Annotated in this window: 13 protein-coding genes and 1 pseudogene; 7 read left to right on the top strand and 7 right to left on the bottom strand. The window is 55.7% G+C overall.

The window, feature by feature from the left end:
• Positions 1–93 precede the first annotated feature (93 nt).
• Positions 94–465 carry a helix-turn-helix domain-containing protein gene (locus tag ACXAEH_RS02315; protein ID WP_475030880.1) on the bottom strand — a complete coding sequence of 124 codons (372 nt, stop codon included), beginning with the start codon at positions 463–465 and terminating at the stop codon, positions 94–96.
• A 351-nt stretch (positions 466–816) separates the two neighbouring features.
• Between ACXAEH_RS02315 and ACXAEH_RS02310 the strand changes: the two genes are divergently transcribed.
• Complete coding sequence (locus ACXAEH_RS02310; RefSeq protein ID WP_475030879.1) at positions 817–1,785, top strand: NADPH:quinone oxidoreductase family protein; 969 nt, start codon at positions 817–819, stop codon at positions 1,783–1,785.
• A 245-nt stretch (positions 1,786–2,030) separates the two neighbouring features.
• Here ACXAEH_RS02310 and ACXAEH_RS02305 read toward each other — a convergent pair whose 3' ends face one another.
• The gene (locus tag ACXAEH_RS02305) at positions 2,031–2,912 is read right to left on the bottom strand and encodes a LysR family transcriptional regulator (protein ID WP_475030878.1); all 882 of its coding nucleotides are present in this window, start codon (positions 2,910–2,912) and stop codon (positions 2,031–2,033) included.
• A gap of 125 nt (positions 2,913–3,037) precedes the next feature.
• Between ACXAEH_RS02305 and ACXAEH_RS02300 the strand changes: the two genes are divergently transcribed.
• Together ACXAEH_RS02300 and ACXAEH_RS02295 are read left to right on the top strand one after the other, a co-directional pair.
• A complete protein-coding gene (locus tag ACXAEH_RS02300) occupies positions 3,038–3,259 on the top strand; it encodes a DUF1127 domain-containing protein (protein ID WP_475030877.1) in 222 nt (73 codons plus the stop codon).
• A gap of 196 nt (positions 3,260–3,455) precedes the next feature.
• Positions 3,456–4,235, top strand: coding sequence for a Bax inhibitor-1/YccA family protein (locus tag ACXAEH_RS02295; RefSeq protein ID WP_475030876.1), 780 nt, complete (start codon positions 3,456–3,458; stop codon positions 4,233–4,235).
• Between the two features lie 592 nt (positions 4,236–4,827).
• Here the strand turns inward: ACXAEH_RS02295 and ACXAEH_RS02290 are convergent.
• A protein-coding gene (locus ACXAEH_RS02290) for an IS3 family transposase (RefSeq protein WP_475030875.1) occupies positions 4,828–6,179 on the bottom strand; the annotation gives its coding sequence in 2 pieces (ribosomal slippage) (positions 4,828–5,843 and positions 5,843–6,179; 1,353 coding nt in all).
• A 152-nt stretch (positions 6,180–6,331) separates the two neighbouring features.
• On the opposite strand from ACXAEH_RS02290, the gene ACXAEH_RS02285 reads away from it, so the two are divergent.
• The 3 genes and pseudogenes from ACXAEH_RS02285 to ACXAEH_RS02275 all read left to right on the top strand — a co-directional run.
• Entirely contained in the window at positions 6,332–6,919 is a 588-nt protein-coding gene (locus tag ACXAEH_RS02285) for an ATP-binding domain-containing protein (RefSeq protein WP_475030874.1), read from the top strand.
• A gap of 239 nt (positions 6,920–7,158) precedes the next feature.
• On the top strand, positions 7,159–8,742 hold the full coding sequence (locus ACXAEH_RS02280) for a hypothetical protein (protein ID WP_475030873.1): 1,584 nt from the start codon (positions 7,159–7,161) through the stop codon (positions 8,740–8,742).
• Positions 8,743–8,753: 11 nt separating this feature from the next.
• Positions 8,754–8,969: pseudogene (locus tag ACXAEH_RS02275) on the top strand (transposase domain-containing protein); the annotation flags it as partial.
• A 780-nt stretch (positions 8,970–9,749) separates the two neighbouring features.
• Here ACXAEH_RS02275 and ACXAEH_RS02270 read toward each other — a convergent pair.
• The 4 genes from ACXAEH_RS02270 to ACXAEH_RS02255 all read right to left on the bottom strand — a co-directional run bounded on the left by ACXAEH_RS02270 (position 9,750) and on the right by ACXAEH_RS02255 (position 16,004).
• Entirely contained in the window at positions 9,750–12,620 is a 2,871-nt protein-coding gene (locus ACXAEH_RS02270; protein WP_475030872.1) for a type I restriction endonuclease subunit R, read from the bottom strand.
• Between the two features lie 24 nt (positions 12,621–12,644).
• The gene (locus tag ACXAEH_RS02265; protein WP_475030871.1) at positions 12,645–13,901 is read right to left on the bottom strand and encodes a restriction endonuclease subunit S; all 1,257 of its coding nucleotides are present in this window, start codon (positions 13,899–13,901) and stop codon (positions 12,645–12,647) included.
• Positions 13,898–15,454 (bottom strand): type I restriction-modification system subunit M, encoded by a 1,557-nt coding sequence (locus ACXAEH_RS02260; RefSeq protein WP_475030870.1) that lies wholly within the window; start codon positions 15,452–15,454, stop codon positions 13,898–13,900. Before ACXAEH_RS02260 ends, ACXAEH_RS02265 begins: the two co-directional genes overlap by 4 nt.
• A gap of 334 nt (positions 15,455–15,788) precedes the next feature.
• On the bottom strand, positions 15,789–16,004 hold the full coding sequence (locus ACXAEH_RS02255) for a hypothetical protein (protein ID WP_475030869.1): 216 nt from the start codon (positions 16,002–16,004) through the stop codon (positions 15,789–15,791).
• A gap of 415 nt (positions 16,005–16,419) precedes the next feature.
• Here ACXAEH_RS02255 and ACXAEH_RS02250 point away from each other — a divergent pair, with 415 nt between their 5' ends.
• Positions 16,420–16,893: an N-acetyltransferase family protein gene (locus ACXAEH_RS02250; protein WP_475030868.1), complete on the top strand. Its 474-nt coding sequence runs from the start codon at positions 16,420–16,422 to the stop codon at positions 16,891–16,893.
• Positions 16,894–16,900: the final 7 nt, after the last annotated feature.

Genomic DNA, 16,900 nt, shown 5'->3' with positions numbered 1-16,900 from the left:
CTTAGGGGTGCCACCCGGCCGCCTTCATTGCAAGCGCAAATCCCGCGCCTGCCGGATTCGCACTGCAATCGTATTTTACTGGCTGTCCGGGTTTCAGGCAGCGTCGCTCAGCACCCGTGCCAGTTCGAACAGGCGGCGGCGCTGATTCTCCGGGATCGCGTAATAGGAACGCACCAGATCAAGCGCTTCCTTGTCGCCCATCAGATCCTCCGGCACGGCTGCCTTATCCGCAGGCGCCTTGCCTTCTTCCTGCAAGCCTTCGAAGAAGAAGCTCACCGGTACCTCGAGCGCATCGGAAATGTCCCAGAGCCGGGAAGCGCTGACCCGGTTGGCACCGGTTTCATACTTCTGAATCTGCTGGAATTTGATGCCGACCTGCTCGGCGAGTTGCTGCTGCGTCATGCCGATCAGCCACCGGCGGTGGCGGATGCGCTTTCCCACATGCACGTCAACGGGATGAGCCATGCGTTTCTCCTAGTCTCATAAAATCCGGCTTTGCCCGGACCGCTGTATTCCATAAACTGTTTCGGCGAAGTCAAATCCATACCAGAAACAAGTTCCCCATCAGAGCGATCTGAGCTCAACCTCTATGCAAAAGTGTACAACCCTTGCGATTGATTGCAAGGCTGCCGTCGCCCCGCCTCCGGTCTCGAAGGTCAAGCGCATGATTTCACGCAGCATTTTTCTAAACGTTTTATTGCCAATCAGCTGCTGATCGCGTACCTCCCCAGAAATAGCGAGGTGTGTTCTGCAGCAGCACCCCGCCAGTGTGACTGCGCGAATCACGCTGATTCCCGCAAAAGGTGAGGAAAAAACATGCAGGCTTATCAAGTTTCCGCCTTCGGCAGCCCGGCTGCCCTGACCGGTTTGGACTGTCCGCCCCCCGGCCCCGGCCAGGCCGCGGTCTCGCTGCGCGCCTGCGGGCTGAACTTTGCCGATCTGCTGATGCTCAAGGGCACTTACCAGGACACCCCGGAGCCGCCCTTCACGCTTGGTCTGGAGGCTGCCGGGGTGGTGACAGCGCTTGGCGAGGGGGCCGGAGGGTTCGCCACCGGCGACCGGGTGGCGGTGTTCAGCGGCTCCGGCGGGCTGGCGGAGGCCGGAGTGTTTGACTGTGCGCGGATGATCCGGATCCCGGACACAATGAGCTTTGAGCATGCGGCGGCGATGCAGATCGCCTATGGCACCAGCCATATGGCGCTGGACCATTGCGCCCGCCTGCAGCCCGGCGAGACGCTGCTGGTGACCGGCGCTGCGGGCGGCGTTGGCCTGACCGCGGTAGAGATCGGCAAACTGATGGGCGCAACCGTGATTGCGCAGGCCCGCGGCCGGGACAAGCTGGAGGTCGCGGCGGCCGCCGGGGCCGATCACCTGATTGATGCGGGAGAGGATCTGCGCAGCGCCGTCAAAGGCCTGGGCGGTGCCGATGTGATCTATGACGCCGTCGGCGGCGATGTCTGGAAAGCGGCCTTCCGCTCTGCCAATCCCGGCGCCCGGCTGCTGCCGGTGGGCTTTGCCGGCGGCGAGGTGCCGCAGATTCCGGCCAACCATCTGCTGGTGAAGAACCTGACTGTGATCGGGTTTTACCTCGGCGGCTGCATGACGTTCCGCCCGGAAGCGGTGCGGGCCTCCTTTGAAACCCTGTTTGCATGGCATGGCGAAGGCCGCATCAAACCGCATATCAGCCACACATTGCCGCTTGACCGGGCTGCGGACGGCCTGGAGCTGCTGCGCAGCCGCAAGTCGACCGGCAAGGTGGTGATCACCATGGGCGGCAACAGCTGACACCCCGCTCCGGGTCCAGCCCCCGGCGGCCCGGCGGCACTCCCGCCCGTCGCCGGCTCATTTAAAAAATGCGCCGCTCCCGTTGGGCCAGGCTCAGCACCAGCGGTGCTGAGCCTGGCCCAAGGCCGCCAAGGGTGGTCTGGCGCAGCCAGGGCATCCTGCGGGCGCGGGAGCGCTTTGCCTGCCGGCGCTGCATCGGATTGCCGCCGCAGCTGCAACCGCAAACCCCGCCCTTCCCGAAGACGTCAGCTTGCCGCGCGCAGCGGCACCGGGCGCATGGCTGAAAACCCCTGACGGATCAGGGCCGCCAGCTCTTCGACATAGGGTGCCCGCACTTTTTCGCCGCCATAGAGGTTGATGTGCTGCACCGGCAGTTCCGGCAGCGCTCCGCCGTGGTCGATCAGCTCCTGATGCGGCGGCTGGGTGCCTTCGAGCAGCACCCCCACCGCCAAGTCGGCGCTGACCGTTGCTTCCACCGTGCGGTCGGAATCGCTGTCCAGCGCCATCTCCCAGGCAGTGCCTGCCGCATCCAGCGCCGCGGTCGCCTCGGTGCGGAAAATACACTTGCGGCAAAAGCCCAGCCGCAGCGGCCGCTGCCGCCAGGCAGAGCCGTTCACCGCGCCAACCCAGCGCAGCGGCATCTGGTGGATGGTTTCGCTGCCCTCGCCCGCGCCGGTCTCGGTGGTCAGGATCAGATCCATCCTGCCGCGCGCGAACTCCGACTTCAGCTCGCGGGTGTTGGAGGTGCACAGGTTGACATTCACCCGCGGGAAGCTTGCGTTGAACCGCTGCATCACCTGCGGGATCACCGGATGCACCACGTCATGCGGCACCCCAAGGATCACCTCGCCTTCGAAGGCCTGGTCGGTCAGCCGGGCGATCACCTCGTCATTCATCGCCACCATGCGGCGGGCATAGGCCAGCAGCTGCTCGCCCGAGGCCGTCAGCGCGATGCCGCGCCCGGAGCGGTCCAGAAGGTCCAGCCCCAGCAGCTCTTCCAGCCGCTTCAGCTGCATCGACACCGCCGACTGGGTGAGATGCAGAAAACCCGCGGCACGGGTCACCCCGCCATGGTCCGCCACCGCCACAAAAGAGCGGAGCGTGGTGATATCAAGATTTCTAACCATCACAACACCTGATGAGTTCTATCAAAAACATTCGTTTTGAAAATATGGCACATGCCTCCATATTCATCAACAGAAATGATCACCCGAAAGGGAACCATCACAAACTTAACTGAAGGATCCACGCCATGACCTATCTGACCTCCACCCGCTCCGCCCATTGCGCCGCCGCCAAGCCGCGGCTTTCGCTGACCGCCCGCATCGGCCTGCACCTGGCCGCCTGGCGCCAGCGCCGCCAGCTGGCAAAACTGGACGCCCGGGCGCTGGAAGACATCGGCGTGACCCGCAGCGAAGCCGAAACCGAATCCCGCCGCAGCTTCTGGAGCGCGCCGGACCACTGGAGCTGCTGATCCCCAAAGGCGCTGCAGCTGCCAGGAATTGAGACGGGCCGCCCTGCCGCGGCCCGTTTACCTGTTTTTCCTCTAAATCTTTGCTTGAAATACTTGAACCACAGCGCGCTTCCCCCGATATTTACCGGGAAAGCTGCCGGCCGCGGCCCTGTTCGCACGCCGGCAGATAGGGAGTAGATTACGGAGACCATTGCAGATGGCACAATTCGACACCATCCGGTCTGCCGCCGGCGCCCGCGCCGCGCAGATTGACGAGGGCCTGCGCGCCCATATGAACAAAGTCTACGGCACCATGTCCGCAGGCACATTCATCACCTTCCTGGCCGCCTGGGCGATTGCCGGGCTGGCGGTGACCTCGGACCCGGCGGCTGCCGTGGCCCAGCTGAGCGCTGACAAGTATCTGACGAATCTCGGCTACACGCTGTATGCGACGCCGCTGAAGTGGGTAATCATGTTTGCCCCGCTGGCCTTTGTCTTCTTCGGCTTCGGCGCCGCCGTGAACCGCCTGTCGGCGGCCGGCGTGCAGACCGTGTTCTATTTCTTTGCCGCCCTGATGGGCCTGTCGATCAGCTGGATCTTCATCGCCTTCACCGGCGAGAGCATCGTGCAGGTGTTCCTGATCACCTCGATCGCCTTTGCCGGCCTGTCGCTGGTGGGCTACACCACAAAGAAGGACCTGTCCGGCATGGGTTCCTTCCTGATCATGGGCGTGATCGGCCTGATCGCCGCTTCGATCATCAACATTTTCCTGGCCTCTTCGGCGCTGGCCTTTGCGGTGTCGGTGATCGGCGTTCTGGTCTTCGCAGGCCTCACCGCCTATGACACCCAGCGGATCAAGAACGACTACCTGCAGATGGCCCACGCGGGCGACCAGGAGTGGCTGGGCAAGGCGGCCATCATGGGCGCCCTCAGCCTCTACCTGGACTTCATCAATATGTTCATGATGCTGCTCTCATTGTTAGGGAACCGAGAGTAAACCTCTCTAACGTCCACTCAGGACCGATGGAGCCTGCCAAGACCCAGTCTTGGCAGGCTTTTTTGCTTCTGAAACACCCCATCCTAAGCCCGCAAACCAAGGAAGATGGGCTCAATATCTTTCAGCCGAAAATAAAAAATTTCGTTTTCTGAGAATTAGCCAATGTTCTCAGCAAATTAGAACGAAAAACGGCTCGAAAGAAGTTTACAGTGTCAAAACCTGCCCCTTTACGTTTCCAGATTACATCGTGCATCTCAGACGGGCGCCAGAGGTATCTCCTGATAGATCGGGTGACGCACTCGTCCAATCTGATAGGCGGCCTATACGAATCTTACCTTCACTCGTCGTCCTACGCCCCAGCTTCATCATACAAAGCCCTCGAGCATGTCTCAGCACTTTTGACCTGGGATGCAGAAACGAAGGGCGAGGTGGCCAACCAGCTGACGTACGGTCAGCCGATGACCGAGCCTCAAATTCGGCAATTCAAGCGCTGGCTGGAATCCCGAGCTGCATGTGGAGTGTCCGTTGTCAGGGATTTTGGGACAGATTGCGGCGTGATCTAAGAGAGGGTCTGGCTCATCTGGTGGTCTGATTATGCTGCGGATTTGCGGTGAAGCAAGCGCCGCGTTTCGATGGTCTTTCGTTTGATCCTTTCTCGTTGTTTTAGAATGGCTTGCCCTCGCCCGAAGTAGACGTCAGCGGGTGTCAGGTTCAGCAGGCTCTCGTGATAACGGTGGTGATTGTAGTGCTCGACGAAGGTGCCGATCTTCTGCCTGAGGTCGCCCGGTAGGTCGTAGTTTTCCAGCAGGACGCGGTTCTTCAAGGTCTGGTGCCACCGCTCGATCTTGCCCTGGGTTTGCGGGTGATATGGCGCACCGCGAACGTGATGCATCTGCTGATCTTCCAGCCAGTCAGCCAACTCGCCAGAGATGTAGCTGGAACCGTTGTCTGATAGCAGCCGTGGCTTGTGCAGAACCTTCGCCTGGTTGCAGCCCGAGGCTTGCAGCGCCAGATCCAGGGTGTCGGTCACGTCGCCCGTCTTCATCGTCGTGCAGAGCTTCCAAGCGATGATGTAGCGGCTGTAATCGTCCAGGATCGTGGATAGGTAGAACCAACCCCAACCGATGACCTTGAGATAGGTGAAGTCAGTCTGCCACAGCTGGTTGGGACGCGTTGTCTTGTCCTGGAACTCGTCTGCCGCCGACAGAACCACGTAAGCCGGGCTGGTGATCAAATCATAGGACTTGAGGATGCGATAGACCGAAGCCTCTGACACAAAATACTTTTCCGTGTCAGTGAAGCGCACGGCCAATTCGCGCGGCGACAGTTCGCTTTCCTTCAGGGCCAGGTCCTTGATCCTCTCCCGGACCGCCTCGGGAATGCGGTTCCAGACCCGTGGCGGCCTGGGGCGGCGGTCCTCAAGCGCCTCAGGGCCGCCAGACAGATACCGGTCATACCAGCGGTAGAAGGTCGCTCTGGGGATGCCCAGTTTGTCCAGCGTGCGTTTGGTTGGCAAATGCGATCCTTCCACCAGCCGGATGATCTCCAGCTTCTCGGATGCGGGGTACCTCATTCGCCATCGCCCCCATCCCCGAGTATGCTTTTTTTCAGAAGGCGCAGTTCCAATGCCTGCTCGGCAACGACCTCTTTAAGATCGCGCGCCTCACTTCGCAGATCCTTGACCTCGCTCGACGTCGCTGCACGCGCCGTGTCGCCCGCCAGGCGCTTCTTCCCAGCCTCGAGGAATTCCTTGGACCAACTGTAATAGAGGCTCTGAGCAATGCCCTCGCGGCGGCACAGCTCAGCAATACTGTCCTCGCCCTTCAGGCCGTCCAGAACGATCCTGATCTTCTCTTCCGCTGAATACTGCTTGCGGGTGGCCCGGCGGATATCCTTGACGACCCTCTCGCCGTGGCTCTGCTTGGTTCCGGGTTTCTGTCTCATCTCCACTCCTTGGCGGTTACGATGTGCCAGAAACCCTCTCTTATCAAATCAGCCTAAACTGTCCCATTGGCGCTGACGTCAGACAGCCAGAGTTTCAGGAGTTTCATCGTGACGGATCAGGAGTGCATTTCCTTCCGTGCCCACTAAACGAAATGACCGATAAACTGCTTAATCTGCAGAGCGAGATGCCATCTGCGCAGATCATCAGCGCCGTGCGCGATGGGCCATGTGGGGTCAACACTATCAACGCCATCTTCCATGCTGACCGCACTCAGGGAATGCCTGAGAGGTTTGGTTTTTGCCCTGGTGAACCAGTGATCTGGACAGTCAACGACTACAATCTCGATCTAATGAATGGCACCTTGGGAACTGTTTTGACACTGGCAGAAGACCGGCTACTGATTGATTTTGAAGGGGAAGAAAAGTGGATCGAACAGGCTGATACAAATGCACTGGATCTGGCTTATGCGATCACAGTCCACAAGGCCCAAGGAAGTCAGTTTTCAAAGGTGATATTTCCGCACACGCGAAGCCGCATCAGCAGCAAGCAACTCATCTATACTGCAATAACCAGGGCAACATCCAAGGTCGTTGTTCTTGGTGAGCAGTCTCAGCTACGAGCGTCCCTCACGCATTCCTTTGATGCCTCCCGCCGCACGACGCTAATAACGGATTTGGCGCGAACGCAATTTGGCCATCACGCGAACAACCCAACCCGGAGCGCTTCACCGATCACATAGAAAATACCTCTATCAGAAAAAAACCTACTGGAACCTATGTGGTCAACTGATATGCCAAAAAACTGGTCGTTCTCCGCCACTCTTGCAACTACCATCCGGGCAAAGTCTCCTCTTGTGACGGGTTTGACCTTCTTACGATCTGGGCTGTTTTTGCAGCCAGAAAGGGCATCCGCCCTCATTGAAATCTTCGCGCCCCGCCCCCACTTTTAACGGGAATAACAGCCATTTAGATCTGCTTAATGATGATAAAACCTTCCGGAATAGATGATCGCCCAGAGCAACTTCGACCACCCGTATTAAAAGAGGTCGGGGTAACCGAGAGCGAAAGATACTTAGCAAGCCTCGCAGAAAAGTCCTTCCTAAATCTCTGGTCCTACCCAAGCCCGTACAGAGACCAGAAGACTGGAGGAAACGGGCGCGGTGATGGCAAAGAACTCTGCGATCTGCTCGTAGTGTGTGGCGATCATATAATCATTTTCTCGGAAAAGAGCATTGAGTGGCCATCTGGTGAATTACCCATTGCCTGGGTGCGATGGGTTAAGCGGGCAGTGATAGCTGCAGCCAAACAGGCCAAAGGTGCGGAAAGATGGATTGAAGAACATCCCAATCGTATCTTCCTGGATCGAAACTGCGAAAATCCCTTTCCGATTGATTTTCCAGAACCAGGGAAGCGTAAGTTCCACCATGTGATCGTAGCACGGGGTGCGTCGGATCAGTGCAAAGAGTATTTCAAAGGCCATTCTGGCAGCTTGATGATCCAGCCCAATCTGAAGGGGAACATGAATTGCCCAAAGGACCCAGGTGAAGCGGCCCCCTTCGCCATTGGCGATGTGACCCCGGATGGATCCTTCGTGCATGTTCTCGATGACGTGTCCCTTGATATCGTTATGCGGGAACTGGACACCGTCCGGGACTTCGCGGATTACCTCGAAAAGAAAGAAGAGTTTGTTCGATCCGGGCGCCTCCTATCCGCTCAAGGTGAAGAAAACCTGCTTGCTTACTATGCCATCAGAATCAATGAGGACGGAGACCATGATTTTGTCATAGATGACGAGACGCCAGAGATTTCGATTGAACGCGATCATTATCAAAACTGGATTACCAATCCCCAGTACCGTGCCAAAAAGTCCGCAGACAAGGTTTCTTACCTTTGGGATGCTTTTGTTACCTTGTTCACCGACCATATGCTGAATGGCACGTCTATCACGCTTGATGGTCATGACTTCGAACTGAGCAAGAACGAACTCGGTGTTCGCTACATGGCTTTGGAGCGGCGCTTTAATAGGCGCATTCATGGCGAAGCTATTAGGGGAGCCCTGGAGGCAAGTATCAAGGAAGATGCCTTTTTCCGCTTGATGATTGCACCGGCACAATCAGCAGAAAACGAAACCGCATTCTTCATAATGACATTCAAGTATCATGACTGGATGGATGCAAATGGTGGGTATGAGAAATATCGAAGAATTCGCACCGAACGGGCGATGATCTATGCCCGTGGTGTCCTGGAAAAATACCCTCACCTCAAGCGGATCGTTGGGATTTCCCGCGAACCTCCCCAGCAAGGACGCGGTGTATCTGAAGACTTGATCTATGCCGAACAATGCGATTGGACCGACGTAGAACGCGAGCAAATTCAAAAAGATTGCAAAGAAATCGGGGTTCTGCAACGGCCGCTGAAAATGCGGCATGTGGATGAAGAAGAGTATCCTGAGTTGACACAGATACTTTTTGAACGCCCTCACACTCCAAGAATAATAGTGCCCAATCGAAAACAAAGGCGAAAGCAGGCAGCAAACCAGCGAAAAGGCAAGCGAAGGAAGTGATACAGGGGACCCGTCCAATCGCTCTGACGAGGAAGAACGCACTTTTTGCTGACCATGATGAAGGCGGCCGTGCCTGAGGCCGCATCGCTTCGCTTATCGCCACGGGAAAGATGAACGACGTCGAACCCTTCGCCTACCTCAAGGCCACCCTCGATACCATCGCTGCAGGTCACACCGTTGAGCGGCTCGATGCACTCCTCCCCTGGAACCCCCAACTGTCAAGCTGATCCTGGGTGAGGTGGAAACGCCGCTTACTTATTGTACGAGAGTTCGACTTTCATTTCGCTCGCACGATCGTTGGTAGTTAGAGTCCAGCGTTGTTCACTGAGAATACTCCCGTCGTCGCAAATCTTCTTTGTTGATGTCGACGTTGAGGCCGGATTTAATACCATCCAGAGGACGCCAATAGCAGCGTCTCGCTTGCCATACTCAAGACCATGCTCATCCAATATTCTGTTGATTTCGGAAATCAGCGCTCGATCGTCCATTATTCATCTCTCTCCATTCAACCCGCGCAAACTATATCACCTGGACGATTCTGGGTAATGAGCTTTGCAACAGCGATGCGGCACGTTTCCTTGAGGATTTGCACGCGAACATTTTTTCGCAATGATCCCAAGAGCCGTTGGAAGAGGAGGATCCCGGTCGACGAGCTCTATGAACATGACCTTGGAATACAAACAACCAGATCAGGCCAGCCACGACAGCGATCAATGCGAGCCCCATTGCGGCCTCGACGCCCCTTGCCCCTGATCATCGATATCTTTTGAGCGGTGCCCTGCTCCGCTCGTATTCATGCATGAATAAAATTTTCTGTGCGCTCTGGACGACAAGTTGGTGTTGGCTTCCATTCGGGCAGGTCGAGCAATCGTTCGGCTCGCAGAGCCTATATCTCGCGTAGCGGGGCGGGCGATTGCGGTGCTAAGAGGCGCATGATCACCATGATTTTTTCCAGGTAAATTCGCTTACCCTTCCCTACTGCCTACCCAAACCAACAGTGTCCAAGCCTAACGCATTTCCCCCAGACCTTCCTGAAACCTCTCGAGGAAACTGACCATCTTTGCGATGATCCGCTCGGCAACAGACTTTCGCGTCAGAATTCCTGGCTGAGTACGCACCGCTTGTAGAACTTCGTCAGTGAGGGGAGCTTTGTTCGAAAACTGAAATGCTTCCAACAGCCCATTGAAACGATCCGGGTCCAAATCCTCCTCAGAGCACAGCGTTTCGAAGGCTTCAGTCTGCTTCTGTTTCCAGAATTGCCAAAAGGTTTCGATGGTCTCTTCCTCCGACTTCGACTTGGGAAGATAGGATGAGATAAACTCCTCGATCAGTTCGCGTTTGCTTCTCAAGCGCGGCTCCGACCCAAGCAGGTCGAGAACAGCTTTCTGTTTGGCCTCGGCTTCTTCTGCATCATCCGCATCCCCGGACGACATCGATGCCAACAGAGCGAGAATGTAGGCGACGTTGATGTTGTCGCGCCGGATCAACTCGAGCTCAAAATCGACTTCATCGACTATCGACGCCTTTTGATCATCATCTTTGTTGGCCTTCACACGATCATGGATGTCCAAGTATTTGCTCTTATAGTCCTCGAACCTTTGCGGATCGAGAACCAGGTCCTCTGTCGAGAATTCAGCGAACGTCGACAGGACGTTCCGGATCCGCATGAGCTCACGAAAGGCCCTGACAAAAGCAAGGATGTCTTCTTCAGATTCCAACTTGTCGACAGCATTCGGTGTAGCCGCAATCTGGAAGAGATCCATGGCGGCTTTGTTGAACTGATCGACATGAACTTGATACGGCTCGATCAGGATCTGGTCACTTGCATCCCGGTTTGAGAAAAGCGCGATGGCGTCATCGACCTTTTCCTTCAGGTTCCGGAAACATACAACATTGCCCTGTGATTTCACCTGCCCAAGAATGCGGTTGGTACGCGAGAATGCCTGGATCAGACCATGGTATCTCAGGTTCTTGTCCACATAGAGTGTATTGCACGTCTTGGCGTCGAAGCCGGTCAGGAACATGTTGACGACCAACAGGATATCGATGCCCTTCTCGGGCACGAAGTCCTTCTTGTCCCGCCATTTCATGCGCTTTGCCAAGCCTTTGTAATAGACGTAAAAGGCCTTGCCATCCTTGACGCTGTTGTTGGTGCCGAACATGGCATTGTAGTCGGAGACATAGGAGGCCAGCTTGTCCCGGCTATGCTGACTCTGCGCGTTGACAGGGCCGCCAGTCACGTCTGCTTCACCAATCAGACCGTTAGCCTCAGCATCCTCTTCATTCGCAGCGAACGTGAAGATGGTGGCGACCTTCAAATCATGCAGGCCTGCGTCCTTCCTGCTCTTGAACGCCTCGTAGTATTTGGTCAGGGCCTCTACGGAACCAACGCACATGATGGCACTGAACTGACGCTGGTGTGTCTTCCTGTCGTGGTTCTGGATCACCCAGTCGACAACGTTGCCAATCCGCCTTTCGTCGTCGAAGAAGCCTTTAAGATCAAGGCTTGCAACCTCCTCGTCGCCAATCAGAGATCCATCCTTGCGCCGAAGCTTGCCCCAGTACTCAACCGAGAACCGCAGGACATTCTCGTCTCTGATCGCGTCGGTGATGACATATTTGTGGAGAGGCTCATCAAAGAGCTTTCTCGTGGTTTGCTTGCCCACGGCGTTCTCTTTGAGGATCGGCGTGCCGGTGAAACCAAACAGCTGAGCCTTGGTGAAGAATGCAACGATGTTCCTGTGGGTGTCTCCGAATTGAGAGCGATGACACTCATCGAAGATGAAGACCACCCGCTGATCTTTCACGCCCTGGAGAGCCTTTTCATGACGCTCTCTGGTGATGGCAGTGTTCAGCTTCTGGATCGTGGTGACAATCAGCTTGGTTTCGCCTGAGAGCTGCCTGACCAGTTGATTGGTATTGTCTGTGCCATCCACTGATCCAGGTGAGAAGAAGTTGAACTCCTTCGTCGTCTGATAATCCAGATCCGCCCGATCCACGACAAAGACAACCTTGTCCACCTTGGGATTCTCAATCACCACCTGGGCAGCCTTGAAGCTCGTCAGCGTTTTGCCCGATCCGGTCGTGTGCCAAATACAGCCGTTCTTCCGCCCCTTCATGACCCGGTCCAGGATCCGCTCGACCGCGTAGTACTGATAGGGGCGCAGCACCATGAGGATCTTGTCGCTCTCATGCAGAACGATGTATTTGGCGATCATCTTCGAGACGAAGCACTTTTCCAGGAAACCGTCTGCAAACTTGTCCAGGCTCTTGATCGGTTCGTTGTCTTCCTCAGCCCAATAGAAGGTCTGCTTGAAATCCTGATGCCGGTTGTTGGCGTAATACTTGGTGTTCACGCCATTCGAGATCACGAACAGCTGCACATATTGAAACAAGGCGTTGCCGGCCCCAAAGCTGTGCCGCTGGTACCGGTTGATCTGGTTGAAGGCCTCGCGCAGTTCAATGCCACGGCGTTTCAGCTCGATCTGGATCAGCGGCAGGCCGTTCACCAGCAGCGTTACGTCATAGCGGTTCTTGTAGGCCCCTTCCTGAGTTACCTGCGTCGTGACCTGGTACCGGTTGCGGCACCACTCATGCTTGTTGAAGAACTCCACCCAGGCCGTGGTGCCATCATCCCGCTGCAAGGCAAACTGGTCGCGCAGGGTCTTTGCTTTGTCGAAGACATTGCCCTTCTCCAGATGATTCAGGATGGTGCGGAATTCCCCTGGGGAGAATTTCAGGCCATTGTGCGTTTCCAGCTGGGTTTGCAGGTTCGAGGCGAGGGCTACGCTGTCAGGAATGGAGACGGCCTGCCAGCCCAGCCCCTCGAGTCGTTTTACAAGGGCCGCTTCGAGCTGGGCTTCGGACTGAACGGACATAAAAAATCCTTTTGGGGAATAAAATCAGAGAAACATCTTTTGCAGGAGACCCTTTTTGAAGGTCTCCATTTCGGAAATCTGGGCGGATACAGCGTCGATCTTGGCGTCGATGGCGGAAAGGAAGTCCGCGATTTTGCGTTGCTCGTCTGGGTGGGGAAAGTGAAGGCAAATTTTCAGGAAACCCTTCTTTGAGATGTTGTATCGAGTGCTTCCTTGCGCGAGCTTGAATACACTTTCCCGATATTCGGCGCAGCGGAAAAGGTAACGTGAGAAATCTGGCAACACCTCAGAAAGGCTATTGGGCCTGTATCCAAAGCAGAAACTGTTCAGGTACATCTCTTTCGGATCATTCAAAACAACCGATGCAAAACCAACCTCTGTCGGTGTCTCTGATGACGTTGTAGCCAGGATATCACCTAACTGGACCTTGGATTGCCTCTCGTTGGGGGCGACCTGAACAAATCCGCACTTTCTTAGATCAATAGACGACGAATCAAAGACCTGCTTATAGGTGATGAAGGGCTTCCCCTGCCCAAAGTCGACAGAAGTTTTCCCGGACAATCCGCTATAGAGCGTCCCCATGTCGCTCAATTTCCGCTCCTCCCAATCCGGAAAAGCGGATCCGTCGTCTTGGGCAAAGCGCAGCGAGCGACTAAACAGCCGCTGCATCACCCCACGCTTGTACTTCTCCAACGCGGTTCTCTTTTCGGTGAGAAGGGTGAGTTTGCCATCAGTCGCTACAAACATCTTCGCCACACGCTCTTGTTCGTCGAGGGGTGGCAAATTGATGGGCCATTTGAACCATTCTTCCAGCTTGAAAATCATCTTCTCAATATGAACGCCAATGCTGGAGTGAAAGAAGGTCTGCTGCACATAAATCGAGTGAACAAGGTAGCGCAAATAGTCCAGGCGTAGCATCGGCTTAGGTGCCAAAACCGAATACTCGTTGGACACAATAGAACCATCAAACTCTTGGCCAACGAACCCGCATGCGCCATGCACGATCTGACGTTTGGAAATCAGGAAGTCTCCTTCCTGAATGTGAAATTGTGTTTTCACAGATATCTTGCGTCCCAGCATGCGACCGCGATGTTCAATTCCTCCACGCGAGCGCTTGACCGTCACCAAGTCATATTCCGCGTCGTCTTTCATCTCAACGGGTCGTTTTACAACGTCAAAAAGATCCCCGAAACGGTATCTCGCCCAGCCTGCAGGCGTGGCTGACAGGTGTGGAATGCCCGGCTGTACAGACTTAGGGAAAGTCCTTTGCACAGCACTCATACTGGTGCCTCCAATCCCAGTTCAGAACAGAACTCGCGGAGGGTTTCATCCACCTGCTTCATCTCAACATTCAGATCATGGATCCGCGCCGTGACGGCCTCCAAATCCACCTCTGGTTCCGGCTCAAACGTGTCCACATAGCGGGGGATGTTCAGGTTGAAATCATTCCCGCGGATCTCTTCCAGGTTGGCGCGATGGCTGAAACGCTCTTCCTCCGCCCGCAAACGATAAGCCTCGACAATCCGCTCCACATCCCCGTCGCTCAGATTATTCTGGTTCTTGCCTTTCTCGAAACAAGTCGAGGCGTCAACGAACAGAACGTTTTCGTGCTCCTTGCATTTCTTGAAAACCAGGATGCAAGTTGGAATTCCTGTGCCATAGAAGATGTTGGCCGGAAGGCCGATAACCGCATCCAGCCAGTTCTTGGTTCCCACCAGAAATTCACGGATCGCCCCTTCGGCCCCACCACGGAACAGCACCCCATGCGGCAGCACCACTGCCATGGTGCCGTCTTCGTCCAAGTGGTGCAGCATGTGCTGCACAAAGGCGAAGTCAGCCTTGGAACTGGGGGCAAGCTTGCCATACTCCGAGAAACGGTCGTCGCTTTCAAAAATCTTGCTGGCCGACCACTTTGCAGAGAACGGAGGGTTGGCCACGATGGCCTCGGACAGCAGCCCGTCATGCTGGGGATGTTCCAGCGTATCTTCCTGCCGGATGTCGAAATTCCGGTAATGCACCCCATGCAGGATCATGTTCATCCGCGCGAGGTTGTAGGTGGTTCGGTTCAGTTCCTGGCCAAAGAAATCCCCCACGTGCTCAACCTCGCGGGCCACGCGCAACAACAGGGACCCGGATCCGCAAGTGGGATCGTAAACGGAACGAAGGCGGGTTTTGCCTGTGGTCACGATCCGGGCCAGGATGGTCGAAACTTGCTGAGGTGTATAGAATTCCCCTGCTTTCTTTCCCGCCCCGCTGGCGAACTGCCCAATGAGATATTCATAGGCATCGCCCAGGACGTCAGACCGGGCGTCCTCAAGCTGGAAGTCGATTGCATCAAGGTGCCCCAACACCTTGGCGATAACCGTATTCTTGGCTTCTTCAGTGCTGCCAAGCTTGCTTGAACTCAGATCCAGGTCTTCAAACAGGTTGTCGAAATCATCCTCGGACTCAGTGCCCATGGTGGATTTCTGAATGTTGTTCAGGATCTTTGCCAGATCAGAGAGGATGAATGTATTTGGCTCAGCACCCTTGGCCGCGATGGCGCTGAACAGTTCGGAGGGCTTCAGGAAATATCCCAGCGCTTCGATCGTGTTCTCCTCGACCGCTTTGAGAATGCCACTATGAACAGCATCATTCTCATCAAGGCTTGCAAAGGTCAGGCCATCGGCTTTGAGGATCTTGTCGGCATAGAGATTCAAGCGTTCCGACAGGTACTTGTAGAAAATGAAACCCAGGATGTAGTCGCGGAAACCATCAGCATCCATCCGCCCCCGGAGAACATTCGCTATATCCCAGAGCTTTTGCTCAAGCTTCTTCTTTTGTTCGTCTGTCACGCTGTTGGCCTTTATAAGTCTTGGTAAGGTTCTACCAACAGTCGATTGGATTGAAACCTGAATTTCAGAAGCGAGTTCTTGAAGAAGCTTCGCATCCGGCTATGCGGGCAGACGTAGCATGACCGCTGCACGAGTTCCAACAGAAGTGGCTGAAAGCTTGGAAGGAACCTTCGAAATCCGCCATGCCATATTGGACAGGAACCCGCCTCTCTCGAGAAGATGTGTACCCTGCTCAGATAATAACGTTGCAGATCAGAGCTGTGCCTGCGGGTTGGAACTGGAGCAAGAACGAACGCCAAAGACTTTCCTGGCAACGTAGATGCAATGTACCCGGCTACATCGACTTTCCTCTGGAAGGCTCCAGAACTTCCGCCAATTTCCAGTAAGGAGCGTCCTGCCTGAACTTCTCTGCCAGCTTGGGATCAATGATGGGGTCCCGCCCAGAGGTTTTGAGCAGGAAATACAAACAAGACAAAGCCGCCCAGGTCACCAAAATCATGGAAGCAATGACAATCCATTGGAAACCGCTGATTTCGGCCGACAAGCTCATTGCCCCTCCGTTCGTGGTGATGGCGTTTACATGGTATCTCAGGATAGTTTAACACTACCTCCCCGTCGCGGCCACAATGCTTCTGACCCGCTACTGAGGGTGGCTTCGACCAATTGACTGAGATTAAGCCGGAAAACTGCACAATATAGACCATTACCCATTGAAAATGCTGCGAAAAACAGAACTACCTTTACAACTCCCGGAAAATCGCAGCCTTACAATCCGCCTCGAAGAACCAAGCAACCCTTTGGAAACACTGACTGATACAGATGACTTACGCTTTTTCACAATACATAATTGCTCCAGCTGCTTGGAAACCGCGAATAAGCGAAATCCACATTCCAAAGACAGCGGGGGCGGATCACAACGATCCGCCCCTTTTCATTTTGACACTCATAACAAGAAGGAATTCGCCATGAAGATCATTGAAATTCCCGCATCCGCCGCCGAGCGGCTGCTGCCGCTCCTGCAGGACCTGCATGCGCTGCACGCGGCCTATCAGCCAGAGCGCCACATTCCCGGGCCTGGCAGCGCCGAACTGGCAAGCTGGCTGCAGGAATGGCTGTCCGGGCCCACGGTCTGCGCACTGGCCGCAGAAAGCCCGCAGGGCAGCCTGCTGGGTTACGTCATCTTCGAAATCCAGAACCGCCCCGCGCTGCCTGTCCGCGCGGCTGAAACCCGTGCCATGCTGCACCACATCTCGGTGACCGAAGCCTGGCGCCGCATGGGTGTCGGCAAGGCGCTTTTGGAGGCGATGAAGGCACGGGCGCTGGAGGCGGGCGCCACGGTGGTCGCGGCCACCTATGCCCCTTTCAACACGGCCTCTGCCGCCTTGATGAAAGGCATGGGGCTGGAACCCGTGCTCACAATGGCGGAGTGGCGGGCATAAGGGTCAA

It is taken from the genome of Leisingera sp. ABM4_060, from assembly GCF_056158765.1.
Note: the sequence above shows the minus strand (reverse complement) of the source record. Positions and strands in the feature narration are given on the sequence as shown.

Excerpts from the sequence above, each read along its gene's own strand:
- ACXAEH_RS02315 (WP_475030880.1), bottom strand. The coding sequence starts at position 465 with ATGGCTCATCCCGTTGACGTGCATGTGGGAAAGCGCATCCGCCACCGC.
- ACXAEH_RS02310 (WP_475030879.1), top strand. The coding sequence starts at position 817 with ATGCAGGCTTATCAAGTTTCCGCCTTCGGCAGCCCGGCTGCCCTGACC.
- ACXAEH_RS02305 (WP_475030878.1), bottom strand. The coding sequence starts at position 2,912 with ATGGTTAGAAATCTTGATATCACCACGCTCCGCTCTTTTGTGGCGGTG.
- ACXAEH_RS02300 (WP_475030877.1), top strand. The coding sequence starts at position 3,038 with ATGACCTATCTGACCTCCACCCGCTCCGCCCATTGCGCCGCCGCCAAG.
- ACXAEH_RS02295 (WP_475030876.1), top strand. The coding sequence starts at position 3,456 with ATGGCACAATTCGACACCATCCGGTCTGCCGCCGGCGCCCGCGCCGCG.
- ACXAEH_RS02285 (WP_475030874.1), top strand. The coding sequence starts at position 6,332 with ATGACCGATAAACTGCTTAATCTGCAGAGCGAGATGCCATCTGCGCAG.
- ACXAEH_RS02280 (WP_475030873.1), top strand. The coding sequence starts at position 7,159 with ATGATGATAAAACCTTCCGGAATAGATGATCGCCCAGAGCAACTTCGA.
- ACXAEH_RS02270 (WP_475030872.1), bottom strand. The coding sequence starts at position 12,620 with ATGTCCGTTCAGTCCGAAGCCCAGCTCGAAGCGGCCCTTGTAAAACGA.
- ACXAEH_RS02265 (WP_475030871.1), bottom strand. The coding sequence starts at position 13,901 with ATGAGTGCTGTGCAAAGGACTTTCCCTAAGTCTGTACAGCCGGGCATT.
- ACXAEH_RS02255 (WP_475030869.1), bottom strand. The coding sequence starts at position 16,004 with ATGAGCTTGTCGGCCGAAATCAGCGGTTTCCAATGGATTGTCATTGCT.
- ACXAEH_RS02250 (WP_475030868.1), top strand. The coding sequence starts at position 16,420 with ATGAAGATCATTGAAATTCCCGCATCCGCCGCCGAGCGGCTGCTGCCG.